Source organism: Streptomyces sp. NPDC001532 (assembly GCF_040298625.1).
Lineage (GTDB): Bacteria > Actinomycetota > Actinomycetes > Streptomycetales > Streptomycetaceae > Streptomyces.
On record NZ_JBEPAL010000042.1, the window covers coordinates 51952 to 77481 of the forward strand.

At 72.8% G+C, this 25530-nt stretch carries 21 protein-coding genes; 11 read left to right on the top strand and 10 right to left on the bottom strand.

Annotation, left to right across the window (positions count from 1 at the left end):
* Nucleotides 1-59: 59 nt before the first annotated feature.
* Complete coding sequence (locus tag ABT232_RS30395) at nucleotides 60-605, top strand: hypothetical protein (RefSeq protein ID WP_351845704.1); 546 nt, start codon at nucleotides 60-62, stop codon at nucleotides 603-605.
* On the opposite strand, the gene ABT232_RS30400 is transcribed toward ABT232_RS30395, so the two are convergent.
* Together ABT232_RS30400 and ABT232_RS30405 are read right to left on the bottom strand one after the other, a co-directional pair.
* A complete protein-coding gene (locus tag ABT232_RS30400) occupies nucleotides 580-1842 on the bottom strand; it encodes an arginine deiminase (RefSeq protein ID WP_351845706.1) in 1263 nt (420 codons plus the stop codon). The two genes, ABT232_RS30395 and ABT232_RS30400, sit on opposite strands and share 26 nt — an antisense overlap.
* A gap of 36 nt (nucleotides 1843-1878) precedes the next feature.
* On the bottom strand, nucleotides 1879-3336 hold the full coding sequence (locus ABT232_RS30405; RefSeq protein WP_351845708.1) for a basic amino acid/polyamine antiporter: 1458 nt from the start codon (nucleotides 3334-3336) through the stop codon (nucleotides 1879-1881).
* Nucleotides 3337-3655: 319 nt separating this feature from the next.
* Between ABT232_RS30405 and ABT232_RS30410 the strand changes: the two genes are divergently transcribed.
* From ABT232_RS30410 to ABT232_RS30420, 3 genes are all read left to right on the top strand, one after another.
* Entirely contained in the window at nucleotides 3656-4300 is a 645-nt protein-coding gene (locus ABT232_RS30410; protein ID WP_351845710.1) for a hypothetical protein, read from the top strand.
* A gap of 144 nt (nucleotides 4301-4444) precedes the next feature.
* Nucleotides 4445-5569, top strand: coding sequence for a carboxylate-amine ligase (locus ABT232_RS30415; RefSeq protein ID WP_351845712.1), 1125 nt, complete (start codon nucleotides 4445-4447; stop codon nucleotides 5567-5569).
* A gap of 17 nt (nucleotides 5570-5586) precedes the next feature.
* The gene (locus ABT232_RS30420; protein ID WP_351845714.1) at nucleotides 5587-5730 is read left to right on the top strand and encodes a hypothetical protein; all 144 of its coding nucleotides are present in this window, start codon (nucleotides 5587-5589) and stop codon (nucleotides 5728-5730) included.
* On the opposite strand, the gene ABT232_RS30425 is transcribed toward ABT232_RS30420, so the two are convergent.
* A complete protein-coding gene (locus ABT232_RS30425) occupies nucleotides 5724-6242 on the bottom strand; it encodes a hypothetical protein (RefSeq protein WP_351845716.1) in 519 nt (172 codons plus the stop codon). The genes ABT232_RS30420 and ABT232_RS30425 overlap by 7 nt on opposite strands.
* A gap of 259 nt (nucleotides 6243-6501) precedes the next feature.
* On the opposite strand from ABT232_RS30425, the gene ABT232_RS30430 reads away from it, so the two are divergent.
* Nucleotides 6502-8325 carry a glycoside hydrolase family 15 protein gene (locus ABT232_RS30430; RefSeq protein ID WP_351845718.1) on the top strand — a complete coding sequence of 608 codons (1824 nt, stop codon included), beginning with the start codon at nucleotides 6502-6504 and terminating at the stop codon, nucleotides 8323-8325.
* 219 nt (nucleotides 8326-8544) lie between these two features.
* Here ABT232_RS30430 and ABT232_RS30435 read toward each other — a convergent pair whose 3' ends face one another.
* The 6 genes from ABT232_RS30435 to ABT232_RS30460 form a co-directional block, all read right to left on the bottom strand.
* On the bottom strand, nucleotides 8545-12186 hold the full coding sequence (locus ABT232_RS30435; RefSeq protein WP_351845719.1) for a hypothetical protein: 3642 nt from the start codon (nucleotides 12184-12186) through the stop codon (nucleotides 8545-8547).
* Between the two features lie 41 nt (nucleotides 12187-12227).
* Nucleotides 12228-12851: a hypothetical protein gene (locus ABT232_RS30440; protein WP_351845721.1), complete on the bottom strand. Its 624-nt coding sequence runs from the start codon at nucleotides 12849-12851 to the stop codon at nucleotides 12228-12230.
* On the bottom strand, nucleotides 12848-13264 hold the full coding sequence (locus tag ABT232_RS30445) for a hypothetical protein (protein WP_351845723.1): 417 nt from the start codon (nucleotides 13262-13264) through the stop codon (nucleotides 12848-12850). The genes ABT232_RS30440 and ABT232_RS30445 overlap by 4 nt, the downstream gene beginning before the upstream one ends.
* Nucleotides 13265-13299: 35 nt before the next feature.
* Nucleotides 13300-14616 (bottom strand): CHAT domain-containing protein, encoded by a 1317-nt coding sequence (locus tag ABT232_RS30450; protein WP_351845725.1) that lies wholly within the window; start codon nucleotides 14614-14616, stop codon nucleotides 13300-13302.
* A gap of 225 nt (nucleotides 14617-14841) precedes the next feature.
* Entirely contained in the window at nucleotides 14842-15039 is a 198-nt protein-coding gene (locus ABT232_RS30455) for a hypothetical protein (RefSeq protein WP_351845727.1), read from the bottom strand.
* 362 nt (nucleotides 15040-15401) lie between these two features.
* The gene (locus ABT232_RS30460) at nucleotides 15402-16418 is read right to left on the bottom strand and encodes a LacI family DNA-binding transcriptional regulator (RefSeq protein WP_351845729.1); all 1017 of its coding nucleotides are present in this window, start codon (nucleotides 16416-16418) and stop codon (nucleotides 15402-15404) included.
* Between the two features lie 306 nt (nucleotides 16419-16724).
* Here ABT232_RS30460 and ABT232_RS30465 point away from each other — a divergent pair, with 306 nt between their 5' ends.
* From ABT232_RS30465 to ABT232_RS30480, 4 genes are all read left to right on the top strand, one after another.
* Nucleotides 16725-18038, top strand: a complete 1314-nt coding sequence (locus ABT232_RS30465) for an ABC transporter substrate-binding protein (protein WP_351845731.1) — start codon at nucleotides 16725-16727, stop codon at nucleotides 18036-18038.
* A 91-nt stretch (nucleotides 18039-18129) separates the two neighbouring features.
* The gene (locus ABT232_RS30470) at nucleotides 18130-19125 is read left to right on the top strand and encodes a carbohydrate ABC transporter permease (protein WP_351845733.1); all 996 of its coding nucleotides are present in this window, start codon (nucleotides 18130-18132) and stop codon (nucleotides 19123-19125) included.
* Between the two features lie 12 nt (nucleotides 19126-19137).
* Nucleotides 19138-20061, top strand: coding sequence for a carbohydrate ABC transporter permease (locus tag ABT232_RS30475; RefSeq protein WP_351845735.1), 924 nt, complete (start codon nucleotides 19138-19140; stop codon nucleotides 20059-20061).
* A 213-nt stretch (nucleotides 20062-20274) separates the two neighbouring features.
* Nucleotides 20275-21717 carry a GH1 family beta-glucosidase gene (locus tag ABT232_RS30480; protein WP_351845737.1) on the top strand — a complete coding sequence of 481 codons (1443 nt, stop codon included), beginning with the start codon at nucleotides 20275-20277 and terminating at the stop codon, nucleotides 21715-21717.
* Between the two features lie 146 nt (nucleotides 21718-21863).
* Here ABT232_RS30480 and ABT232_RS30485 read toward each other — a convergent pair whose 3' ends face one another.
* Nucleotides 21864-22853 carry a Gfo/Idh/MocA family protein gene (locus ABT232_RS30485; RefSeq protein ID WP_351845739.1) on the bottom strand — a complete coding sequence of 330 codons (990 nt, stop codon included), beginning with the start codon at nucleotides 22851-22853 and terminating at the stop codon, nucleotides 21864-21866.
* A 183-nt stretch (nucleotides 22854-23036) separates the two neighbouring features.
* On the opposite strand from ABT232_RS30485, the gene ABT232_RS30490 reads away from it, so the two are divergent.
* Both ABT232_RS30490 and ABT232_RS30495 read left to right on the top strand, forming a co-directional pair.
* Entirely contained in the window at nucleotides 23037-24695 is a 1659-nt protein-coding gene (locus ABT232_RS30490) for a serine/threonine-protein kinase (RefSeq protein ID WP_351845741.1), read from the top strand.
* Between the two features lie 81 nt (nucleotides 24696-24776).
* Nucleotides 24777-25484: a hypothetical protein gene (locus ABT232_RS30495; protein WP_351845743.1), complete on the top strand. Its 708-nt coding sequence runs from the start codon at nucleotides 24777-24779 to the stop codon at nucleotides 25482-25484.
* The last annotated feature ends 46 nt before the right edge of the window (nucleotides 25485-25530 follow it).

Here is a 25530-nt window from a genome sequence, read left to right on the forward strand (position 1 = left end):
CGGCGGGCGAGGTACGTTCGGCGCATGGCGTACGGCACGAGACCCGAGCGGGGGTCCCGATGAGCGGCTGGTGGACCTACCTGGACGAGCGGACCCGCCAGGAGGTCGACGCCGAGGTGCTCGGCGACCGCCGCCTGATGGCGGTGAGAGCCGTGTGGGAGGCGCTGCACCCGCTGGGCCTGGGGCTGATCGACGCGGAGCGGGTGGTGCACACCCGCTACGAGGCACTGGGCGACCGCGTGCGGCGCAGGCCGCCCGACCCGCTCGACGTCGACTCGCTCGCGGCCCGGGCCGCCGCCCTTCCCGGCCGGGTGGCGGCGATCGAGGCCCTCTGGGACGGCGACACCGTCCACGGCTGGTTCGTGCTCCTGGTCGCCGTCCTCGACGGACCGGCCGAGGAGGGATGTCTGGCGACCGTCCGTCACCGCCCGGGCGCGACCGCGCAGGCCGCCGCCGCGGAGGCGGGACGGGCCCTGGCCGGCCGGCTCGGGGTGCCGTTCCACTTCGCTTCCCCCGACGTCCCCGACGACGAGGCCCCGCGCCGGCGAGAGGCCCGGCGGGCGGAGCCGCCCACGCCGATCAGAAGTCGACCGGCTCACGGATGAGCGGACACGTCATGCAGTGCCCGCCCCCGCGCCCGCGCCCCAGTTCCGCCCCGACGATGGTGACGACCTCCACGCCCGCGTTCCGCAGCAGCGCGTTGGTGTGGGTGTTGCGGTCGTAGGTGAACACCACGCCCGGTTCCACGGCGACGGCGTTGTTGCCGCTGTCCCACTGCTGGCGCTCGGAGGCGTACACGTCACCGCCGGTCTCGACGACCCGCAGCCGCGGCAGCCGCAGGGCCTTGGCGACCACGTCGGTGAACGGCCGTGAGCCCTCGTCGGTGATGTCGAGGCCGGGGGCCTTGTCGGAGGGCCGCAGGGAGAAGGCGTGGACGGCGTCCATGATGCGCGGGTAGAGCGTGACCAGGTCACGGTCGGCGAAGGTGAACACGGTGTCCAGGTGCATCGCCGAGCGCAGCTTCGGCATGCCGGCGACGATGACGTGCTCGGCGGCCCCCGCCGCGAAGAGGGCCGCCGCGACCTGGGTGATCGCCTGCCGGGAGGTGCGCTCGCTCATGCCCATCAGCACCACGCCGTTGCCGACCGGCATGATGTCCCCGCCCTCGAAGGTGGCCTCGCCCCAGTCCCGTTCGGGGTCGCCCCACCACACGGTGGCGTTCCTGAAGTCGGGGTGGAAGGTGTAGACGGCCTTCATCAGCAGGGTCTCGTCGTGCCGGGCGGGCCAGTACAGCGGGTTCAGGGTGACACCGCCGTAGAGCCAGCAGGTGGTGTCCCGGGTGTACAGCGTGTTCGGCAGCGGCGGCATCAGATACTCGCGGGCGCCGGTCGACTCCCGCGCCAGCGCGATGTAACCGGAGCGGAAGTCGTCGGGCAGATCGGCCACGGCCAGGCCACCGACGAGATGTTCGGCGAGGCGGCGTGGCTCCAGGGTCTCCAGGAAGGAACGGGTGTCGTCGATCAGGCCGAGGCCCACCTGATTGGCGGTGATCTTGCGGTCCAGCAGCCAGGCGCGGGCCTCGGGGATCGCCATGGTCTCGGCGAGCAGGTCGTGCAGCTCGACGACCTCGACACCCCGCTCGCGCAGCCGGCCCACGAAGTCGGCGTGGTCGCGCTGGGCGTTCTCCACCCACATGACGTCGTCGAAGAGCAGTTCGTCGGAGTTGGTCGGGGTGAGCCTGCGGTGCGCGAGGCCCGGCGCGCACACCAGCACCTTGTGCAGCCGGCCGACCTCGGAGTGGACCCCGTGCGAGGGCTTCGGTCCGTTGTCCCGCACTGTCATGTCGTGCCCTTTCTGACAACCGGTCGCGGTGGGACGTCACAGTTCGATCCAGCCCGCCGCCAGCGCGACGAGGCCCAGTACCGCCCCCGCGGCCGAGACGAGGAGGATGACCAGTTCGCGCCGGGAGAACAGGCGTCTGCCCAGCTCGCGGCGCGTCTTGACGAACAGGAAGGTGGCCGGGGCGTAGACGATGAAGGACACCAGGACGAACTTGGGTCCGGCCGCGTACAGCAGGAAGGCCGTGTACACGGTGGCCGCCACACCGACCACGAGTTCCCGGGTGCGCGGGTCCCGGCCCCGGTCGGCCGACCGCCGCCACCGCCAGGCCATCTTCGCGGCGAAGGCCGCCGCGAGCAGATACGGGATCAGGGACAGCACGCTGGTCAGGTTGAGCGCGAAGTTGAAGGCGTCGTCGGAGAACAGCGTCACGACGAGCACCAGTTGGGACAGCAGGGTCGTCATCAGCAGGGCCGGCAGCGGTACGTCGCCGGCAGTCGACCGGCGCAGGAAGCGCGGCATGTCGTCGTCCTTCGCGGCGACGAACAGCACCTCCGCGGCCATCAGGGTCCAGGCCAGATAGGCGCCCAGCACCGACACGATCAGGCCGACGCTCACGAAGACCTGACCCCAGGTGCCGACCGCGTGTTCCAGCACGCCCGCCATGGACGGCTGGCGCAGCTCGGCGATCTCGGCCATGGGCATGATGCCGTACGACACGATGGTCACCGAGGCGAAGACGGCGAAGACGCTGAGGAAGCCGAGGATCGTCGCCCGGCCCACGTCCTCGCGGCGCTTGGCGTGCCGTGAGTAGACGCTGGCACCCTCCACGCCGAGGAACACGAACACGGTGGCGAGCATGGTCCCGCGGATCTGGCTGAACAGCGAGCCGGCGTAGTCGGCGCCACCGAAGTTGTCGGCGAACACGGAGGCGTCGAAGTAGAACAGCGCGAGCACGATGAAGACGAGAATGGGCACGATCTTCGCGACCGTCACGATCCTGTTGATCGACGCGGCTTCCTTCACCCCGCGCAGGATCAGCCAGAAGAACCCCCACAGCCCGACCGAGGACAGTGCCGCCGCGAGCACCGTGTCCCCCTCACCGAGTGCGGGCGCCACCGACCCGATGGTCGACATGATCAGCACCCAGTACGTCACATTGCCGACGCAGGCGCTCGCCCAGTAGCCGAAGGCGGAGAAGAAGCCCAGGTACTCGCCGAAACCCGCCTTGGCGTAGGCGTACACACCGGCGTCCAGGTCGGGCCGGCGGATCGCCACCGTCTGGAAGACCAGGGCGAGCATCAGCATGCCGGTGCCCGCGATGACCCAGGCGACGAGCGCCCCCGCGACACCGGTCTCCTCCGCGAAGCGGCGGGGCAGCGAGAACACCCCGGCGCCCACCATGGAACCCACGACCATGGCGGTCAGGGTGGGGAACGTCAGTTTGGCGGTGCGGGACTCGGCGGGGGAGTCGTCCGTGGCCTCCGTACGGGTCATGCGTCACCTCACCTGTGCGGCTCGCCCGCCGGTCGTCGAACGGATCCAGGCCGTCGGAAGGAACGGCACCAGCCTTTGACGAACGGAACGCGCACCGCATCTTTTGTTACGGCTCTTCGGTGGCGCCCTCGGACGGGGCGGGCACGTTCCGGGGGCGCCTCCGGGGTCGCCTGCGGGGGACGCCTGGGATGCGGAGGCCGGGCCGGTGGCCGATGGTGGAGGCGAGCACCGGTGGTCCACGCCGGCCGGGCGAACGGGCACGGTGCGGAGCGGCCGCTCAGGAGCCCGCACACCACAGCGAGGGAAAGGACCTCACCGTATGGGATCCCGCGTGTCGACGGCGAAGAGGTCACCTCGGCGGCGCCGGGCCGCGACCTCTCTCGCCGGTGTCGTCCTGGCCGCCGTGAGCGCGGTCTCACTCGTCTCCTGCGGTGCGGACGACGACAGCGACAGCGGGGCCTCGTTCAGCCCCACCCCGACGGCGCCCGACACCGCGTCGTTCTCCGGCACTCCGCCGTCCGCCCTGGCGTCCGTCGGCGAGTCCGTCAAGGAGTCCGCCCGCGCCGCGGCCTCGGCCGCCGCCTCCTCCGCCTCCGCACGCGCCTCCGAGTTCGAGGCGTCGGTGTCCGCGGAGGTCGAGCGCGCCAACCAGGCCGCCGAGCGGGAACTGAAGGACGTCGACGGGCGGGGCAACGCCACCTCCGACGTGTCGCTCACCGGCAAGCCGAGGTCCGAGACGGGCGGTCTGCTCGCCGTCGTCGTCAGCATCACCAACCGCTCCGACGAGACCGCCTCCTACGCGGTCCAGGTCGACTTCCGCGATCCCGACGGGAACGTGGCCGAGACCCGGTACGTCGGCGCGGAGGACCTGGAGCCGGGGGAGCGGGCCCAGCCGCTCGCCATCAGCCGCAAGCCTCCCGAGCCACAGCTGACCGCCGAGATCGCCAAGGCACAGCAGTACTGACGCACAGCAGTACTGACGGGCAGAGGTACTGACGCGCGGTGGTACCTACGCCCGGCGCGGTCGTGTGCCGCGCCTCGGCCCCGGCCGCGAAACCGCCGGTTCCGGCCCTGCGCCCCCGCTCCCGTTCATGGCACCCTGGCCGCTATGGACACCGAGAGGGCGTCGCAGCCGTTGACGGTCGGGGTGGAGGAGGAGTACCTGCTGGTCGATCCGGTGACCCGGCAGGTGAGCCCACAGGCGCAGAAGGTGCTGGAACAGGCCGCCTCGGCCGGGCTGGGCGACCGGGTCGGACCCGAACTGACCGCCTATCAGGTCGAGGCGCGCACCGACCCGCACACCCGGATGGACGACCTCGGCGAACAGATCCGGTCGATGCGGGCCATCGTCGCCGGCGCCGCCGCCAGACAGGGCTTACGCATCATCTCCAGCGGCACCCCCGTCCTCGGCCAGTCACACCCCACGCCCCTCTCCGAGGGCGCCCGGTACGCGAACAGCGTGGCCGTCTTCCGCGCCCTGGACGACGAGCAGACCGCCTGCGCCTGCCACATCCACGTCGGTGTGGAGGACCGGCGGCTCGCCCTGCGCATCAGCAACCACCTGCGCCCCTGGATCCCGGCCCTCATCGCCCTGTCGGCCAACTCGCCTTACTGGGAGGGCCGGGACACCGGTTACGCCAGCTGGCGCACCATGACCACGGCGCGCTGGCCGGTCGCCGGACCGCCGCCGTACTTCGAGTCGCCCGCGCACTTCGACGAACTCGTCGGCCACCTCATCGAGACCGGGGCCGTCATGGACCGCGGTGGCCTCTACTGGGACATCAGGCCGTCGGACCATGTGCCGACCCTGGAGATCCGGGTGCCCGACGCCACGGCCGGAGCCGAGGAGACCGTCCTGCTGGCCGCGATCGTCAGGGCCATGGTCGCCACCGCCTGGCGGGCCGTCGACGCGGGTGAGGCGGCCCCGCGGCCGCGGCCGGAGGTGCTGCGCGCGGCCTGCTGGCGCGCGGCGCGCGATGGTCTGGCCGGGCGGAGCGTCGAGCTGCCCAGCAGCCGGCTGATCGCCGCGACGGCCCGCGTCGACCAGCTGCTGGCGTGGATCGGGCCGGCGCTGCGGCGCCACGGCGACCTGGAGTCGGTGTCCGCGGGCTGGTCGCGACTGCGGGCCGTCGGCGACGGCGCCGGACGCCAGCGCGGCGCCTACCGGCGCCGCTCGGGTCTGCCCGACGTCGTCGACCACCTGATCGCCTCGACCACGCCAGGAGACTCCTGACCGACGTACTGCCGTCGATGTGCCGTACCGACGTACTGCCGTCCATGTGCCGTACCGGCGTACTGCCGTCGATGTGCCGTCGACGTGCCGTCGATGTGCCGCCGGTGTCCGTCGGTCTGCGGGCGGTCGCCGTGGGGCTGCGGGCGGTCTGCCGTCAGTAGCGCAGCGCCGTTCCGACCTCCGCCTTCACCTCACCGGACAGGCTGCGCGTACTGCGTGCCGTGGCGGTGCCGGAGCCCTGGGCGGCCACGTCGGAGACGGTCACCACCACCGCGTCCAGGAGATTTCCGGACTGGTCCTTGAAGTCGACCTGCACGGCGAAGCTCTTCTGGGAGTCCGCGGTGTTCCGCGCGGTCACGGTGACGGTGGCGTGATCGTCCGTCACGCTCGTGCTCCCGAGGCGCACCTCGTCCTTGGCGTCCACACCGCCCTTGATCGAGTCGAGCTGGTCGCGGACCTCCGCGGTGGCCGAGGCCAGGGCCGCGGAACCTTCGGAGGCCAGGGAGGAGGCCGCGGCGGTGACCTCGCCGGCCGCGGACTCGGCCGCGGAGGCCGCCTTGCTCGCGGCGCTCGACCCGCCGCCGTCGCCGCCGTCCGAGCAGCCGCTCACCCCGACCGCCAGGACCGCCGCCAGCACGACGGCCGTCGCCCCGCGTGTCACCTGTCGTCCCATGCCGCTCCCTGCCCGCTCCGGTTGGCTGTCCTCCCAGTGAAGAACCGCCGGGCGGCACCCGCACTCCCAGGGCGGCCGGGACGCCGGTGATTCACACCAACGGCCCCGCACGGCGTGCGCGCCGGCCGGTCACCCGCACGGCGCAGGCCCTCTGGCCGGCCGGCCCGGCAGCGCGCCAAGGTAAAGCGGGCCGGGCGGACGGCGAACGGCCCGCCCACGGAGGTCACCGCGGACGCGCGTGCCGAAAGGATCGATCCCCATGCGGCGCTACCCACCCGTCGAGGACCACGGGATGATCGGAGACCTCCAGACGGTCGCCCTGGTCTCCGCCGAGGGAGTCGTCGACTGGTTCTGCGCCCCGAGGTTCGACTCGCCCAGCCTCTTCGCCGCACTCCTCGACCACGACCGCGGCGGCCACTTCGCCCTCACCGTCGACGGCCCGGACGTCACCACCCGCCAGCTGTACCTGGCGGACACCGCCGTGCTCATCACCCGCTTCCTCACCCCGGACGGCGTGGGCGAGGTCGTCGACTTCATGCCGTTCACCGACCCCGAGACGCCCACCGACCGGCACCGGCTCGTCCGTGTCATGCGGGCCACCCGCGGCCGGGTCCGCTTCACCCTCTCCTGCCGCCCCCGCTTCGACTACGGCCGCGCGGGCCACCGCCTCACCCTCCACGAGGGCACGGCCCACTTCGCCGGCCCCGGCACGGACGCCCACCTCCAGGCCCTCGGACCGGTGACGCTGGAGCCACGGGACGATGACGTCCACGCCGTGGTGGAGCTGCGGCAGGGACAGTTGGCGGCCACCTTGCTGACGGTGTGCGCGGCGGGCGGCGAGCCGCCCGCCCAGCCGACCCGCGAGAGCGTCCGCGCGGAGTTCGAGGCGACCTGCGCCTTCTGGCACGGCTGGATCCGCCGCAGCCGCTACCGGGGCCGCTGGCAGGAGACGGTCAACCGGTCGGCGATCACGCTCAAGCTCCTCACCTACGCCCCCACCGGCGCCCCCGTCGCGGCGGCGACCACCGGCCTGCCCGAGCGGATCGGCGGCGAACGCAACTGGGACTACCGCTACACGTGGGTGCGCGACGCCTCCCTGTCCGTCCACGCCCTCTTCGGCCTGGGCTTCACCGAGGAGGCACACGCCTTCCGCCGCTGGATGGGCGACCGGCTGCGGGCGGACGGCACGGTCACCGGCGAACCGCTCCAGATCATGTACCGAGTGGACGGCGACCCCGAGCTGCCCGAGGAGACCCTGCCCCATCTGGAGGGCTACCGCGGCTCCGCCCCCGTCCGGGTCGGCAACGGCGCCGCCGGCCAACTCCAGCTCGACATCTACGGCGAGGCCGTCCACGCCCTCACCCGCACCGACGACCTCGCCCACTTCGCCGCCTACGACGGCTGGCTCGCCCTGTCCGGTGTGCTCGACTGGCTCGTCGACCACTGGGACCGCCCGGACGAGGGCATCTGGGAGACCCGCGGCGGCCGGCAGGACTTCACCTACAGCCGCCTGATGTGCTGGGCGGCCTTCGACCGCGGCATCCGCGTGGCCCGCGAGACGGCCCGCCCCGCCGACCTTACGGCCTGGACCGCGGCCCGCGACACGATCCTCCGGCAGATCATGGAGCGCGGCTGGAGCGACCGGCGCAAGGCGTTCGTCCAGCACTACGGCGGCGACGTCCTGGACGCCTCCCTGCTGCTCATGCCGGCGGTCGGCTTCATCACCCCCCGCGACCCGCGCTGGCTCGCCACCCTCGACGCCATGGACACCGAACTGGTCTCCGACAGCCTGGTCTACCGCTACGACCCCGCCGCCTCGCCCGACGGCCTGCGCGGCAGCGAGGGCACCTTCTCGCTGTGCAGCTTCCTCTACGTCGACGCGCTCGCCCGCGCCGGGCGCACCGGGCAGGCCCGCTACGCCTTCGACAAGATGCTCACCTACGCCAACCACGTCGGCCTCTTCGCCGAGGAGATCGGCCCCACCGGCGAACAACTCGGCAACTTTCCGCAGGCGTTCACCCACCTCGCGCTGATCACGGCGGCCCTCGCGCTGGACGAGGAACTGGACAGGGACCGGCGCTGACGCGCCCGACGAGCGCGGCGACCACGAATTTCAGTCACGACCCTGTTGTGTGGCTGAAACCAGTGCAATGCTGTGACCAGCGGTGATCCTCGACCGAAGGCCGCCGCTCCGGCCCCGCCCCGGTGCACCGGCGTGGGCCGCGCCGTCCCTCCCGCCCTCCCCACGGGAGGGCCGACGGCTGCCCGCGTACCGACGGCCGGCCGCTGCCAGTCGTCGTGCTCAGCCCTCGGCCTCCTCCAGAGCGTGCCGGATCTCGTGGAGACGGGCGGCGAGCTCGGGAGCCGTCGCGTGCAGCAGCTCCAGATCCGAGCGGAGCTGGAGCAGTTGCGACCACATGACGGCACGGCCGTCCTCCAGGAGCTCCAGCGCCCGCTCCGGCCGTCCGGCGGACACCGCTGCGGCGGCCGCGTCGGCGGCCCACCAGCTGAGCTCGGCCAGCACGGTCTCCTGGCCGTCCCGGCTCAGTCCCCGCCAGGCGACCAGCGGCAGCAGGGCCGCGGCGGCCTCGGAGGCCGCGAGCGCGGACGGGAAGTCCCCGCGAGACAGCGCCAGCCGGGCCCACTGCTGGGCCGCTCGCAGCCGGGCCGTCGCCGGGCCGTCCGCGCCGACGGAGGCCTGGAGGTGGGTGCGGGCCGCCGTGTAGTCACCGTCGTCGGACGTCACGTCCAGCCGGACCACGTGGGCCATGGCGAGGTTGAACCAGGTCTGCGCGGTGGGTGCCCGCTCGGCGGCCCGCCGCAGCAGGCCGATCGCCTCGTCGAGGCCGTCCTGATCGCCGGCCGGCTCGGAGCGCCGCCGCAGCGCGCCGCCGAGGTTCGACAGCAGTACGGGGTGGTCCGGGTCCAGGGCGAGCGCCTGCCGGCAGTGCTCCACGGCCTCGTCGAGGTCCGCGACCCGGCCCGTGGACTCGTGTCGTTCCCGCAGCGCACTGCCGAGATGCGTGAGGCAGGCGATCAGCTCCCGCCGCACGTCGGACTGCTCGGGCTCGGGCCCGGACCGGGCGCCCCGCAGGTGACCGAGTTCCAGCCGGAACACCTCGATGGCGGTGTCGATGTCCGGGCCGGCGCCGGTCAGCCGGTGGCGCCGCAGCAGCGCGAGCGCGAAGCCGCTCAGGCCCTCCGCCGGAAGGGCACGCCGGTCGAACACGGCCAGCGCCTCCTCCAGGTCCGCGGCGTCCCCCCGCGCGTCGAAGCGCGACCCCAGCACCCCGCACAGCGCCACCCGGCACGGGAAGGTCCGCGGATCGTCCGCCGCGGTGCCGTCCAGCGCCGAACGCAGCAGCTCCGCGGCCTCGTCCAGCAGACCCGGATCGCCCCCGGCGAGGAAGCCCGCGTGGAGCTCGTTCGCCAGCGCCGCCGTCACCTCCAGGACGTCGAACGCCTCCGCGTACCGCGGATGACCGTGCCGGGTCAGTTCGAGGATCGCCCACATCCGTGAGAGCCCGTGGGCGGGGTCGTCGTCGCCGTCGCGGATCACCAGGGCCAGCAGCCCGGCGAGCAGTTCGACCAGCTCCTCGTGCCGTGCGGCGGCACTTCGCGCGTGACCGGCGGCGGGGCGGGGGGCGCTGCCGGCGGTGAGTGCGGTGAGGGCTTCGCGAGCCAGGTCCAGGGCCTCATAGGCGGTCGCCGGCTCCGGGCTCGCCCGGTACGCGGTGTGGAGCGCCAGGGCGAGGAACCGGGCGTTGTCGGAGCGGCTGGGATGACCGGGCGGCGTGCACCGCAGGGCGGCCCTCCGGTGCCGTACCAGCCGTTCGAGATCGTCCGCGCGTCCCCGCGCCTCGTACCGCACGGTGAACACCGCGGCGCACTCCGCGTGGATCTTCTGCGCGAAGATGTGCCCGTCGGGTACGGAGCTCGCCGCCTCCTCGGCCAGGGCGACGGCCTCGTCCAGGTCGTCGGCCGCGCCGGGACGCCTTAGGTGGCGGTGCAGCAGGCTGGTCGCGAGGTTGGCGAGCCTGGTCGGGCGGTGGAAGGCGTCCGGGAGTCCCGCCTCGACCGCGCGCCGCCCCCGCGCGATCGCCTCGTCCAGCATCGCGAGGTCCCCGCGCCGGCGCGAGCGACTCCGCAGCAGGACGGCGAGGTTGTTGCCGAGCCTGGCCGCGTCCTCGGGGTTCCGCGCCGCGCCGACGGCCGCGCGGAGCGCTGTGACGGCCTCGTCGAGCCGGGCGTCGACGCCCGCGTCACCGTCGTGGGAGCCACCGTCGTGGGGGCCACCGTCGTGGGGGCCACCGTCTTCGGCGGCACGGTCTTCGGCGGCACGGTCTTCGGCGTCCTGAAGGCGTAGCCGCAGAGCGTGCGCGTAGGTGGCCCAGCGGTCGCTGAGGTCGGGGTCGTCCGCACCGGTCAGCTCCAGGGCTGCCCGGGACTGTACGAGGGCCTCGTCCAGCGCCTGCGGGTCGCCGACGCGCTCGTACTGGAGCAGGAGGCCGCTCGCCAGCGAGGCCAGGTAGCCGGCCATCGCCGGATGACCGGGCGGCAGGGCCTCCGTGACATGGGTGAGCGAGGACACCGCCGACGCGATCTCCGTGGCGTCTCCCGACCTCTGCCCCCGTGCGAGCGCCCGGCGGGCCGCATCGCCCACGTCGGCCATGAGTTCGTCCAGGGCCGCTTCCCGAGGCTGGTCGAGCCATCGGGTCATCGAGTCGCCGACGGTCCGGCACAGCGACCGCAGGCCCGGTCCGTCCGGGTGCTCCGGCGGCAAGGCGTCGAGCACCGCCTCGGCGAGCGAGCGAGCCTCCACGGCATCCGTGCGGGAGGCGGTGCGCCAGGCGCGGAGCGACAGGAGCCGGGCGGCCAGTGCGGCGTAGGCAGGCCATTCGTAGTGCCCGGATGCGGTGACGGCGACCGCCTGCCGGCCCGCCACGACGGCCTCGCCGAGATCGGCGGACAGCCTGGTACGCCGGTAGCGGCGCAGCAGGAACAGCGCGAGGTTGTACCGGTGGCCGCCGGCCTCGGGATGCCTCGGCCCGGTCCGGACCGCCGCCCGGGCCAGCTCGATCGCCTCGTCCAGCTCTCCGGGATCGCCGGTGCGCCAGTAGAGCCGCGAGTGGACGGTCGCGAGATTGGCCTGGACACCGGCGAGGTCGTTGGCGTCCGAGGTCGGGGGCAGCGTCGAGGTGGGGGACGGGGCCGGGGCCGAGTCGGTGAGCGCGAGGGCGCGGTGCCCGGCCGCCGCGGCGGCTTCGAGGTCCGCGGTGTCCCCGGAGACGTCGAACCTCATGCTCAGAGTGGCGGTGAGATTCCCGAGGAGCGTGAGCAGCGGCCCACCGCCCCGTTCCACCATGGACACCGCCTCCTTGCCCACGGCCGCCGCCTCGTCGATGTCGGTGCGGTCCCGCAGGACGTCGAACCGGTGGGTGAGCGCGGCGGCGAGCACGCGGAGCGCCGCGCCACGGGAACGCGCCTCGGCGCCGGCCACCAGCACGGCGGACCGGGCGAGGTGCACCGCTTCGTCGAGGGCGACGCGGTCGGCGTGGTCGAGCAGGTCCTGCGCCAGGGTCAGGTACCAGTCGAGCGGGGCGCCGCGCGCGGACACGATGATCCGCCGTATCTCCGCCGGCACGTAGCGGGGATCGGCCCGGTACAGCTCGGTGAACCAGCGCACCGAGCGCTGCGCCTCGGCGGTGTCCTCGGTGAGATGGCCGTGCCGCCAGTGGAACTCCGCCAGCGCGGCCGCGGATTCGAGGAACAGCCGGCGCTCCCCGGCGGCCCGCACCTCGTGGGCGTACCGCGCGACGGCTTCCGCTTCCCGTACCGCCTCCGGGTCGAGGACGTGCCGCGGGTCGTCGTCGCTGTCGAAGGCACGCACACGGGCCCGCAACGCGCCGGGGAGGCGCGGCGCGTCCGGTTCGGGGTCGCTCATGGTTCCCTCGCCTTCGGTGGGAGGACGGGCCCGGGGCGCGATCACGGGGGCGGGCAGGCGGCAACCGGCCGGAGGGCCTGCACCTCGTCCAGCCGTACGGTCATCTCCCCGAGCGGAGTGGCCAGTTCGAGCGTTCCTCCGCCGGCCCGGATCACGGAACCGCACAGACTCCCGCTCGGCGTGACCACCGTGAGGCGCGGGCCCGTTCTGCCGGGGCCGTACCAGGTGATGCCGACCGCGGTCACCAGCAGCGTCGCGCAGCCCAGTGTGCAGGCGATGCCGATGCGCAGCGCCCGCGCCGCCGCCCCGGCCTCCCTGCGCTCGGCGATCGGATGCGGGGGCAGCTCACCGACCGGGAGGACGGCGGGACGGCCGTGGGCCGCGCGCAGCAGAAGAAGGGCTCCGGTGGCGCCCGCGAGCAGCGCACCGCCGAGCAGCGCGCCCGCCGCCACCGACCAGGCCGACGCCAACTGACCGACGTCGCTACGCCCTTTGACCAGTCCGAAGGCGCCGAGGCCCGCGAGCAGCACGCCGAGCCCGTTGCGCCACGCGGTCGCCGCCTCGCGGACGCGGGGCAGTTCGTCGCGCAGCAGCCGTTCCCGGTGCTGGGCGCGGAGCAGGTCGGCCGGCGTGGCGCGCGCCGGCCCCGGAGGGTCGTCGCTCACGGCCTGCCTCCCGTGAGGGGGTGCAGCCAGTAGGCCCCGCACCCGGCTCGCCCTTCGGGCCGGTTCTCGTGCGGGGTGACGCACGTACAGATCAACGGCTCCAGGCGGGGCACGTCCTCCGGTGTCCGGTAGTCACGGCCGGGGGAGAGGCGGCGGGAGAACACGTGCCTCGAGAACACCTCCCGCACCAGCGCGACTTCCATCAGGCAGCCGCAGCGCGGACACGGCCCGCTCAGCAGCACACCCTCCTCGTACGCCGCGCTCACGAAGCTGTGCGCGGCGGTCTCCGCGAAGCCCTGTTCAGTGCTCTCCCGGTACGGCAGCGCATGCCCGTCCGTGCCGAGCGCGCTGTCGTCACCCGCGTCGTCACTTCCGTCTCGACCCGCGTCGTCACCTCTGTCGTCACGTGCCACGAGATACCTCCAGGGGACCGTGTGCCGGGCCGCCGTCAGGGGCCGATGTGGACGAAGGGCACCCAGGAGCTCAGCGGGCCGGTGTCGCGCAGCCCGCGCACGGCCCGGTGGAGCGCCTGGGCCGACCGCTCGGGCACGAGACCCCCGCCGGGGGAGACCAGGGCGGCGTAGACATCGGCGACGACATCGGTGGCGGCCGTGTCGTACACCGACCACAGCGTGGCCAGCACATGCCGGTACCCGGTGAACCGCAGCGCCGCGGCCAGGCTCACCACCTCGTCGGCGAGGGCGATGCCGCCGGTCGCGGTCTTGCAGGCGGACAGGAACGCGAAGTCGGCGGGGTGTCCCCGGGCCGCGAGTTCGGTGACCGTGAGCCGGCCGTCGTGCAGCAGCAGCCCGCCATTGCCCGGATCGGTGACGTCCTGGTCGCCGTGACAGCTGAAGTGCACCCACCGGTGGTGCGGCAGTTCCGCCAGCACACGGGCCCGGGTCGCGTCGGCGCCGTGCAGCACGGTGATCATGTCGGTGGGCAGAAGCCGTTCGAGCAGGCCCCGTTCGGCGGTCACACCCGCGAGCTGCACCTGACCGGCCACCTCCGGAACGGAGACGAGCAGCAGCCCGTCGTTCCCGCCCCGCACCGGCCGGGTGCCTCCGCGCGGACCGGCACCCCCGGCGGCGACGAGCGCCCTCAGTGTCGGCGTGTAGGAGGAGACGACCCGGTCCAGCACCGAGCGCCCCGCCTCCGCCCCGTGGTGGCCCGCCGCGTGCAGCGGCAGAGTGGTGAACGGCCCGGTCGGGCACCACTTGAGGAGCGGCCAGTCGCCCTCGGCGGTGGGCCTACCGCGAAGACCTACCGCGTCCAGAACGGGCTCCGCCACCGCGTCCCACATCCACCGCGCCACCGCGGCCAGCCGGGCCTCCGTCGAACGGCGTACGTCATCGAGCCGGACGCGCGCCTCGTGGTACCGGCGGAACGCCTCGGCGGGAAGCTCACCCGCTTCGAACCCGGCCCTGAGGACGGCGAACTCCTCTATCGCCTCCTGCGTCTCCCGGACAGCCGCGAGGTGGGCATTGGCCTCGCTCACCGCCTCCTCGGCCGTCAGCCCCGGCAGCGGGACCAGCTCCACTCCGTCGGTGCGTACGACCAACGCGTCGCACCGGTACCGGCTGACGTTGAGGACCACCGCCGGTCCGTCGGCCAGGGCGGGCATGACGCTCGCCAACCGGGGTGGTCGCAGGAAGTCGGCGAAGCCGTCCAGCCGGCGCGCCCGCGCGACGACCTCGTCCCACTCCCGCGCCAGACGCAGCCGCCGGTCCTGCCGCCGGGGCCCCGAGGAACCGGCGCTTGTCACGACACTCCCGCGCGGCGCCAGGCCCGGTGACCTCGCCCGGCCGGACAGGACGACGACTCCACTGGCGCACAACGCTGGTACAAGGATCCATGCAGGTGCGGGAAACCGCGCATGTGACGGATTGTCGCCCGGAGCGGGGCGATCCGGCCACACTCGCGCGGCACGACGGACCACGGGTCACTGCCGGGTCCGGTGCGGAGGCCGAGGCAACGGAAGGAGGCCGGCCTACTTGCGTGCGGCCAGGCGACAGACCGCGTAACCGATCCCGAGAATGAGGTCGACGACAGCCCACAGGACGATGACGAGTCCGACACCGATGGCTGTGCCGACCGTCTCCGCGTCGTTGCAACTCTCCGCACCGAGCGCGTCGCAGTCCGACGGCTGCCCCGAACTGCCGCTCACCCCCGACACGATCCAGATCACGAAAAGAACCTGGATGGCCAGGAAGACCCACCAGAAGACGCGGCGTCTCCGTCTGGCGGGCGGCCGGGTCGCCGCTGCGCTGCCTGCGGACCGCGCCGTTCCTCCGGACGCGGGCCGCGGCCCCCAGTGCTCATGATCAGGGTGGTTCATGGCTGCCGCCCGCCGGGAGCATCGGTCGCGGATCTGCCGACGCCCGCACTCGCCGGCAGTACGGCCGCCCACAAGCCCAGTATCCGGCCACAGCCGACACGCCGCAGCCCGGCGCCGCGCCGACCCGACGCGCAGGCAGGGACAGGGCAGGTGCAGAGCAGGGCGGAGCAGTGCAGTGCAGTGCAGGGATCTCGAAGTCCCCGCCGCGCACCTCAGGAGGACTCCCGCACCACCAACTCCGTACGCAGCGTCAACTGCCGTGGCTCCGGGTCGGTCTCGGTGATCTCGTCGAGCAGGATCCGGGCCATGGTGCGGCCCAGTTCCTCGACCGGTTGCCGGACCGTGGTCAGTGGCGGGTTGGTGTGGCGGGCGAGTACGGAGTCCTCGAAACCGACGACGGCGACATCGCCCGGCACCTGCCGTCCCTGGCGGCGCAGTTCACTGAGCGCGCTGACGGCCATCAGGTCGGACGCGGCGAACACGGCGTCCAGATCCGGCGCACGTTCAAGAAGCGAACGCATCGCCCGACGTCCGCCGTCCTCCGTGAAGTCGCCCACCTCGACGAGGGATTCGTCGGCCGGGACGCCCGCCTCCTCGTGGGCGGCGCGCCACCCGGCGAGCCGGCTGCGGCCGACGTCCATGTCGAGCGCGCCGGTGATGGTGGCGACCCGGCGCCGGCCGCCGGCCAGCAGATGGCGGACGGCGGCGGCGGCGCCCCCGGCGTTGTCGGAGGTGACGTAGCTCAGCCGCTCGCTCTCGTCGCGGCGGCCGGCCAGTACCGTCGGCAGGCCCATCTCCTCCAGCATGCCGGGCAGTTGGTCGTGGGCGTGGACCGAGACCAGCAGCACCCCGTCGACGCGGCGGGTCGCCACCGACGCCGTCAGCTGGTCGCGTTCGGACTGGTCACGGACGAGCATCAGCTGGAGCTGGGTGCGGGTCTCGGAGAGCGCGCCGCTGACGCCGCGGATCAGGGCGGCGAAGAAGGGCTCCGAGCCGAGCCGGCTCTCCGACTCGGGGATCACCAGCGCCACCGCGTTGGTGCGGTTGGTGACCAGTCCGCGGGCGACCGAGTTGGGGACGTAGTCGAGCTCCTTGATCGCGGCCAGGACCCTGGCGCGCGCGTCGGCGCTGACGAGTTCGGAGCCGTTGATGACACGGGACACCGTGGTCCGCCCCACCCCGGCGTGGGCGGCGACTGTCTTGATCGTGGGACGGCGGTTCCCTGTCATGTGCTCCTCCCGGCAGCAGTCGCGGCGGCCCGGACCGCGGACGTGACCAGCGGCAATTGTGGCAGACGCGGTGCCGGGGACAGCACCCCCACCGGGGTCACGAACCGAACACCGGAACCGGCGCCCCGTGGCCAATTGTTTTCAAGTTATTGACATGGCCGACCCCTGCCACGAGTCTTCCATCCATCGGTGGGCACGTTCCCACCCCTCGGTGGGAACGTGCCCACCGACAAAACGCCCACCACCGCAGTCGTCGCGGAACCCGCTGCTCCGGCGCAGTCGGCGCCGTCGCTTGGAGGAAGAAACATGGCAATCGTTCGAAGGTCATCGCGGACCGGAGCGCTCGCGGCCGTCGCCGCCGTCGGCGCGCTCGCGCTCGTCGTCGGTTGCGGCGGCGGTGACGACTCCGTCACGGGCGGTGGCAAGAAGGACGGCAAGGTCACCATCACCATGGGCATGTACGGGGTGATGGGCTTCAAGGAGACCGGCCTTCTGGAGCAGTACGAGAAGGAGAACCCGAACGTCGACATCAAGGCCGAGATAGCCGGCGACGAGCAGACGTACTACACCGCGCTCCAGACCCGGCTCGCCGCCGGCAAGGGCCTGAAGGACATCCAGGGCATCGAGATCGGCCGGGCCAAGGAGATCGTCGACACCCAGGCCGACAAGTTCGCGGACTTCGCCGGAGTGCAGGGCACCGACCACTTCCTGCCGTGGAAGCAGTCCCAGATCACCACCGAGGACGGCAAGGTGCTGGGCCTCGGCACCGACATCGGCCCGATGGCGGTCTGCTACCGCAAGGACTACTTCGAGAAGGCCGGTCTGCCCACCGACCGCGAGGAGGTCGCCAAGCTGTGGGAGGGCGACTGGAAGAAGTACGTCGAGGTCGGCCGCACCTTCAAGAAGGACTTCAAGGGCGGTGACGTGGCCTACATGGACGCGGCCAGCGGCCTGTTCAACGCCATGGTCTACGGCTACCCGGAGCAGTACTACAACGAGCAGGGCGACCTGATCTACGACAAGAACCCGGCCGTCAAGGAGGCCTGGAACCTCGCCGCGGACGCCGCCGAGGACGGCCTGACCGCCAAGCTCCGCCAGTTCCAGCCCGGCTGGGACCCCGGCCTGGCCAACGGCACCTTCGCCACGGCCGTCTGTCCGGCCTGGATGCTCGGCCACATCGGTGAGAAGGCCGGCGAGGCGAACAAGGGCAAGTGGGATGTCGCCAAGGCCCCCAAGGGCGCCAACTGGGGCGGCTCCTTCCTCGGCGTGGTCGAGCAGAGCCCGGTGAAGGAGGAGGCGAAGAAGCTCGTCGCCTGGCTGACCGCGCCGGAGCAGCAGGCCCACATCTTCGAGAAGCAGGGCAGCGTCCCGTCCTCCCAGCAGGCGCTGGAGAGCCCCGAGGTCAAGAAGGTCACCTCGGAGTACTTCGACAACGCCCCGATCGGTGAGATCTTCGGCGCGGCCGCCCAGGAGATCCCGGACAAGCAGGTCCTGGGCCGCAAGGACGGCACGATCAAGGACACCTTCTCCCAGGGCCTGACGCTGATCGAGCAGCAGGGCACCTCACGCGACGAGGCCTGGGACACCACCGCGGAGCGCATCGAGAAGGCGGTCGGCTGACCGTATCCCGCACCGGCCGCCCGGGCCGCCCGTCCGCGACGACGGCGGCCCGGGCCCCGGCCCACTCATCCGCTCTCAGGAAGGAAGTCCGGTGGCCACCTCCACCACCAAGGCCCAGGCCGGCGAGGCCCGTCGGGGTCCGTCCCCGACCGCAGGCGGCGAAGGCGCCGGCCGGCGACGCGGCGCGCTGCTGCACCGCCTCGACGTCAAGGGCGCCCCCTACGCCTTCGTCGCACCGTTCTTCGTCGTGTTCGCCGCGTTCAGCTTCTACCCCCTCGTCTACACCTCCTGGATCTCCCTGCACCGGGTGGAGCTCGCCACCCTGGACGTCATGGAGTGGGTGGCCTTCGACAACTACGTCGAGCTGTGGAACGACGACCGCTTCTGGAACGCACTGGCCAACACCATCACGATCGGCGTCATCTCCACGGTGCCGCAGCTGCTGATGGCCCTCGGCCTGGCGCACCTGCTCAACTACCGGATGCGCGGCTCGCTGTTCTTCCGGGTCGCCTCGCTCGTGCCGTACGCCACCTCGGTCGGCGCCGCCGCCCTGGTCTTCACCATGCTCTTCGAGCGCGACTTCGGCATGATCAACTGGGCGCTCGGCACGGTCGGCCTGGACCCGGTGAACTGGGAGGCCGACAAATGGCCTGCCCAGGCCGCGATCTCCACCATCGTCATCTGGCGCTGGACCGGCTACAACGCGCTGCTCTACCTCGCCGCCATGCAGGCCATCCCCGCCGACCGCTACGAGGCCGCGGCCATCGACGGCGCCTCCCGGTGGAAGCAGTTCACCCATGTCACCGTGCCCGGGATCCGCTCCACCATCGTCTTCACCATCGTGCTCTCCACCATCGGCGCGACCCAGCTCTTCGGTGAGCCGCTGATCTTCGGCCAGGGCCCCAACGGCGTCACCGGCGGCGCCGACAACCAGTACCAGACCCTGGGCCTGCTGCTGTACGAGGAGGGCTGGAAGAACTACCAGATGGGCCGCTCGGCGACGGTCGCCTGGGCGATGTTCCTGCTGCTCGTCCTCGTCTTCGTGGCGCAGCGCCTGTTCAAGCGCCTGCGCGCCCGTACGTCCTGACCAGGAGTCGTCATGACCACAGAAAGCCTCCCGGTCCGGACGGACGCGCCGGCCCGCACCCTCGCTCCGAAGACCACCGCCCGCGGCGGCCGCCGGCTGCTCCGCCAGGGAGCCGGCCGCCAGCACCACGCGGGGCCGCTCTCCTATGTCCTGCTCGCGATCACCGCGATCGTGTCGATCTTCCCGCTGTACTGGACGATGGTGGCGGCCTCGACCGACAACACCCGCGTCAGCCAGACACCGCCGCCGTTCCTGCCCGGACCGAACCTGTTCAGCAACCTCGCCCGCGCCTGGGACGAGGCGGCCATGGGCAAGGCCATGATCAACAGCACGATCGTGGCCGGTGTGATCGCCCTGTCCACGGTGATGTTCGCGACCCTCGCCGGCTTCGCCTTCGCCAAGCTGCGCTTCAAGGGCCGCAACGTCCTGCTCATGCTGGTGATCGGCACCATGATGGTGCCGCCGCAGCTCGGTGTCGTACCGCTCTTCATGATGATGTCCGAGCTGGGCTGGTCGCAGCAGCTGCCCGCCGTCATCTTCCCCACCCTGGTGAGCGCCGTCGGCGTCTTCTTCATGCGGCAGTACCTCTCGGAGGCGCTGCCCGACGAACTGGTCGAGGCCGGCCGGGTGGACGGCGCGCACTCGCTGCGGATCTTCTGGAGCATCGTGCTGCCCGTCGCGCGGCCCGCGATGGCGGTCCTCTTCATGATCACGTTTGTGCACGCCTGGAACGACTTCTTCTGGCCGTTCGTGGTGCTCGACATGACCAACCCGACCGTCCCCGTCGCCCTCACCCAGCTCAGCGCCGGATACGTCCGCGACCAGTCCCTGATCATGGCGGGCGCACTCCTCGGCACACTCCCGCTGCTGGCGATGTTCATCGTCTTCGGCCGGCAGATCGTCAGCGGCATCATGGCCGGCGCGGTGAAGGGCTGACCCGCCCCACGAGCCACCCCCATCACCCACCCTCTCCGACCGGCCCCAACCGACCCCGCCCCGACCGACCCCGCCCCAACCGACCCCGCCCCGACCGACCCCGCCGCAACCGACCCTGCCTCAACCGAGCCCTCCCCGACCGACCCGGCCTCAACCGAGCCCGCCCCGACCGATCCCGCCCCTCCGCCTCACCCCACTCTCGAAAGGACATACGTGGTCACCGCAGCACAGCAGCAGACCGCGTCCGCCCCGGACGCCGCCCGCACCTTCCCGAAGGGCTTCCTCTGGGGCACCGCGACCGCCTCCTACCAGATCGAGGGGGCCGCCACCGAGGACGGCCGCACCCCGTCCATCTGGGACACCTACGCCCGCACCCCGGGCCGGGTCCGCAACGGCGACACCGGTGACATCGCCACCGACCACTACCACCGCTGGCGCGAGGATGTCGCCCTCATGGCCGAACTCGGCGTCGGCGCCTACCGTTTCTCGCTCGCCTGGCCGCGCATCCAGCCCACCGGCCGCGGCCCCGCCGTGCAGAAGGGACTCGACTTCTACCGGCGCCTCGTCGACGAACTGCTCGACAAGGGCATCCAGCCCGTCGCCACCCTCTACCACTGGGACCTGCCCCAGGAGCTGGAGGACGCCGGCGGCTGGCCCGAGCGCGCCACCGCCGAGCGGTTCGCCGAGTACGCGGCCCTGGCCGCCGACGCCCTCGGCGACCGGGTGCGCACCTGGACCACCCTCAACGAACCCTGGTGCAGCGCCTTCCTCGGCTACGGCTCCGGAGTGCACGCCCCCGGCCGCACCGACCCGGTCGCCGCGCTGCGCGCCGCCCACCACCTCAACCTCGGTCATGGCCTTGCCGTCCAGGCGGTGCGCGACCGGGTCCGCGCCGACGCCCAGTGCTCGGTCACCCTCAACATCCACCACGTACGCCCCCTCACCGCGACCGAGGCCGACACCGACGCCGCCCGCCGCATCGACGCACTGGCCAACCGCGTCTTCACCGGCCCGATGCTGCGCGGCGCCTACCCGGAGGATCTCCTCAAGGACACCGTGACGCTGACCGACTGGTCCTTCGTGCGCGACGGCGACCTGGAGACGGCCCACCAGCCGCTGGACTTCCTCGGCGTCAACTACTACTCGCCCACCCTCGTCTCCCGGGCCGACGGCACCGGCACCCACACCTCCGACGGCCACGGCAGAAGCGAGTTCAGCCCGTGGCCCGGCGCCGACGAGGTCGCCTTCCACCAGTCCCCGGGCGAGACCACCGCCATGGGCTGGGCCATCGACGCGACCGGTCTGTACGAGCTGCTGCGCCGGCTGTCCTCCGACTTCCCGGAGCTGCCGCTGGTCATCACCGAGAACGGCGCGGCGTTCGACGACTACGCCGACCCCGAGGGCAACGTCAACGACCCGGCCCGGATCGCCTATGTGCGCGACCACCTGGCCGCCGTCCACGACGCGCTGCGCGACGGCTCCGACGTACGCGGGTACTTCCTGTGGTCGCTGCTGGACAACTTCGAGTGGGCGCACGGCTACAGCAAGCGCTTCGGCGCCGTCTACGTGGACTACCCGACCGGCAGGCGCATCCCCAAGGCCAGCGCCCGCTGGTACTCCCGGGTGGCCCGCACCGGCGTCCTGCCCGGCGCCTGACCCCGGCCCGGTGCGGCACCCACCGTCCGCCCCGCACGGGTGCCGCACCGCGGCCCGTCCTCCGGCCCGGATCACCGGACCGGAGGACGGGCTCGGCGCGTTCACCGGCCCGGGGGCCCGCCGGCTCCGGATCGGCCGGCGGACGGTCATTCCCCGGGGTAGCGCACCCCGATCCGTTCGCGCACCGCGTCCAGGGTGTCCATCACCGCGAGGGTGTGCGCCGGCGGGATCAGCGGCGACGCCGTCAGCCCGGCCCGCAGACAGCGCATGACCTCCCGCGCCTGGTGGCCGTAGCCGTTGCCCTCCTGCGGTGGGGCGGTCACGGTCCGCGGTTCGTGTCCGTCCCGGTGCAGGACGAAGGAGCGGGGGTTGTAGAACTCGGCCGGTATCTCGATGCGGCCCGTGGTGCCGTACACCGCCGCCCGGCGCTCGTCCACGGCGAGCAGCGAGCACGACAGGACCGCCAAGGCACCGTCGGCGTAGCCGAGCAGGATGCCCGTCTGCTCGTCGACACCCTGCGGCGACAGGGTCGCGTGGGCGGTGACGGTGTCGGGAGCGCCGAGGACGAGCTGGGCGAAGGAGACCGGGTAGGTGCCCAGGTCCAGCAGCGCGCCGCCGCCGGCCGCGGGGTCCCACAACCGGTGCTCCGGGGGAGCGGTCACCCGTCCTCCGAAGTCGGCGTGCAGGGCGCGGACCTGGCCGATGGCGCCGTCGGCCACGAGTTCCGCGATGCGGAGCACGGTGGGATTGAGGCACGTCCACATCGCCTCCATGATGAACAGGTCCTGCTTCTCGGCCAGTTCGGTCAGCTGCCGGGCCTGCCGGCCGCTGAGCGCGAACGGCTTCTCGCACAGCACCGGCTTGCCGGCCTCCAGACAGGCCGTCGCCGCCGCGACGTGCTGGGCGTGCGGGGTGGCCACGTACACGACGTCCACCTCGGGATCGGCGGCCAGCTCCCGCCAGCTGCCGTGGGCGCGGGGGATGCCGAACCGCGTCGCGAACCGCTGCGCGGACTCGGCCGACCGGGACCCGACGGCGGTGACCCGCGCGTCCGGCAAGCGCAGCAGGTCCTCGGTGAAGGCGGCGGCCATGCCTCCGGTCGCCAGGACGCCCCAACGGACGGGGTCTTCGGTCACGTGCTTCTCCTGTTCGGCGGTGGTCGTCGGGACACCCCGCACTCTATGGGCACGTTCCCACCGCGTGGGCGGGGCGTCCGGGATCCGGTCCGACGCGACCGCCGCACGCCTCTTAGGATCAGCACATTGGGGGAGTGGCGAACGGGGTGTCCGGGCGCCGGAGCAGCAGGGGGACGACAGCCGATGGACAACGCGACCGAGGTGTTCCAGCCGCTTCAGGCGGACGACCCGCACACGGTGGCCGGTTACCGCCTCGCCGCCCGGATCGGCGCCGGCGGCATGGGCCGGGTCTACCTGTCGCACACCCAGGGCGGCCGGCCCGTGGCGATCAAGGTGGTGCGGCCGGAGCTCGCCGACGCCCCGGACTTCCGTCGCCGGTTCCGCCGCGAGATCGAGGCGGCCCAGCGGGTCCGCGGCGCGTACACCGCCGAGCTGATCGACGCCGACGCCGACGGCGTACCGCCCTGGCTCGCCACGCTCTACGTGCCCGGACCCTCCCTCGCCGAGGCCGTCACCCGGCACGGACCGCTGCCGGTGCCCGCGGTGCTGTGGCTGATGGCGGGCGTGGCCGAGGCACTTCAGGCCATCCACGCGGCGGGCATCGTGCACCGGGACCTGAAGCCGTCGAACGTGCTGCTGGCCGCGGACGGGCCGCGAGTGATCGACTTCGGTATCTCGCTCGCCGCCGACCTCACCGCTCACACCGCGACGGGCTCCGCCGTCGGCACACCGTCCTTCATGGCGCCCGAGCAGGCGTCCACCGGTGACGTGACCCCGGCGACCGACGTCTTCGCACTCGGTCAGACGGCGGCGTTCGCGGCACTGGGCAGACCGCTGTACGGGGAGGGCTCCTCGGTCGGCATCCTGTACCGGATCGTGCACTCCGAGCCCGAGCTGTCCCTCCTGCCCGAGCAGCTCCGGCCGTTGATGGCACGGTGCCTGGCCGCCGACCCCGCGAAGCGCGCCACCCCGGCCGAGGTCGTCGAGTGGTGCCGTCAGCGGCTGGGCCGGGACGCCGACGCGGGCGGCGGACCGGCCGTCTGGCGGGAGTACACCGGCTCCGAGCCGGCGATCCCCGCCCAGCTGCCCGACCCCACCCCGGTCCACACGCTGCCGCTGATCGCGCGACCGCACCCGGCACGGCCGGACGGTCGCCGGGCCCGCCGCAGCCGCGTCGCCCTGATCTCGGCGGCCACGGTGACGGCGGGCGCGCTGCTGTTGACAGGCCTGATGTGGAAGGCCAGGGAGTCCGACGACCGGGGCGGCGACCGGAGCGCGGCGGCATCCTCGACGCCCGGCCCCGAGGGGACCGCCCGCTCGTCGGCGTCGTCACCGGCGGGGCGTGCCGGGGCCGGTGCGGAGGGATCGGGAGGCGAGAGCCGGGCGTCGGGCACCGGCGGCGAGCAGCCGGACGCGTCGAGCCCTTCCTCGGCCGCGCACGAGACGCCGCGCGCCGTCGGCTACCCCCTCACCTGGCTGGACGAGAAGAACTCACTCGACATCAAGGAGCCGGTGGGGCGAGAGGACCGCAAGGGGGACATCCGCTTCGTCTGCGACTCGGACAGCTGCGCCCTGGAGAGCGACACCAGCGTGCTGAACGTGGTGTACGGCGACCCGGGAGGCGGCCTCGACGCGTGTCGCATCGCTCTTGACGGTGCCGACAGCCACGAGCTGCCGCTGGCCGCGGTGGCGGCGGGCAGCGAGATCTGCGTCGAGCACCCGTCCGGCGACATCGCCCTGCTCGTGGTCCAGGTGAAGTCGACCGCGCTGCCGGACAGCGGGGTGAGCTTCCTGTACGCGGACATGACGGTGTGGCGGGGAGCGGGGAAGGCGTCCTCGTAGACCGTGCGCGCGAAGCGGCCGGCGCCGACACGTGCCGCTGGTCGGCCACCTGTTCAAACGGACCTGTGCGAGGATGCCACGGTGCTGGACGAGATCGACGCGGTGGACTGGGATTCCGTGCCCGGCCCTCCTCACCGGTACGAACCGGAACGCGCCGCCCGCGGCATGCGCGCCCTGGCCGAGGCGGCGAACCCGGTGCAGGCGGCGAAGGCCGGCTCGCTGCTCGGCGGCGGTGGGATCGTCCACGGCCACAGTGCCGCGGTGTTCCCGGCCGCCGCGGTCGCGGCCCCACTGCTTCTGGACATCGCCCAGCGCGGTCGCCAGGCGGCCAGGGACACCGCGTTGGGGCTGCTCGCCGAGGCCCTGTCGTGCTATCCGCACGCCGGGTACACGCGGATGGTGGCTCCTGACGGCACCGCCGTGCCCCTCTGCTGCGTGATCGCCCACCATCTGCGAGCACGCACCGATCTCCTGTTCGGGCTGGGGAAGCGGGGCAAGGCTCTGCTGGCCGACGCGGCCGCGCACTGGCGCTTCGAGATCCGCGAGTGCGTCGCCGACGGCGACGACACGGCAGCCTTCGGCGTGCTGGCCGGCCGTCTCCCCGACGGCGTGCACGCGGCGGAGATGCAGGTCGCCGGTGCCGTCACCGAGCTGAGCGGGGTCACCGTCGAATACCCGCCCGCGGAGGGCTCCGTCGAAGCGTGTCTGCGGGTGAGAGCCCGGCAGCCGGGCGAACTGCCGCCGGGTGCGGTGCTGTTCCCGGCGGAGTGCACGGACAGCGTCCACTGACCGGCGCCGACCCGGCACCGGCGTGGGCCCGGCACCGGCGCCGACC

Coding starts and splice junctions, on each gene's coding strand:
- ABT232_RS30400 (WP_351845706.1), bottom strand. CDS start 1,842: ATGACAGTGCGGGACAACGGACCGAAGCCCTCGCACGGGGTCCACTCC.
- ABT232_RS30435 (WP_351845719.1), bottom strand. CDS start 12,186: ATGAGCGACCCCGAACCGGACGCGCCGCGCCTCCCCGGCGCGTTGCGG.
- ABT232_RS30410 (WP_351845710.1), top strand. CDS start 3,656: ATGGGATCCCGCGTGTCGACGGCGAAGAGGTCACCTCGGCGGCGCCGG.
- ABT232_RS30415 (WP_351845712.1), top strand. CDS start 4,445: ATGGACACCGAGAGGGCGTCGCAGCCGTTGACGGTCGGGGTGGAGGAG.
- ABT232_RS30430 (WP_351845718.1), top strand. CDS start 6,502: ATGCGGCGCTACCCACCCGTCGAGGACCACGGGATGATCGGAGACCTC.
- ABT232_RS30465 (WP_351845731.1), top strand. CDS start 16,725: ATGGCAATCGTTCGAAGGTCATCGCGGACCGGAGCGCTCGCGGCCGTC.
- ABT232_RS30405 (WP_351845708.1), bottom strand. CDS start 3,336: ATGACCCGTACGGAGGCCACGGACGACTCCCCCGCCGAGTCCCGCACC.
- ABT232_RS30460 (WP_351845729.1), bottom strand. CDS start 16,418: ATGACAGGGAACCGCCGTCCCACGATCAAGACAGTCGCCGCCCACGCC.
- ABT232_RS30475 (WP_351845735.1), top strand. CDS start 19,138: ATGACCACAGAAAGCCTCCCGGTCCGGACGGACGCGCCGGCCCGCACC.
- ABT232_RS30425 (WP_351845716.1), bottom strand. CDS start 6,242: ATGGGACGACAGGTGACACGCGGGGCGACGGCCGTCGTGCTGGCGGCG.
- ABT232_RS30395 (WP_351845704.1), top strand. CDS start 60: ATGAGCGGCTGGTGGACCTACCTGGACGAGCGGACCCGCCAGGAGGTC.
- ABT232_RS30490 (WP_351845741.1), top strand. CDS start 23,037: ATGGACAACGCGACCGAGGTGTTCCAGCCGCTTCAGGCGGACGACCCG.
- ABT232_RS30420 (WP_351845714.1), top strand. CDS start 5,587: ATGTGCCGTACCGACGTACTGCCGTCCATGTGCCGTACCGGCGTACTG.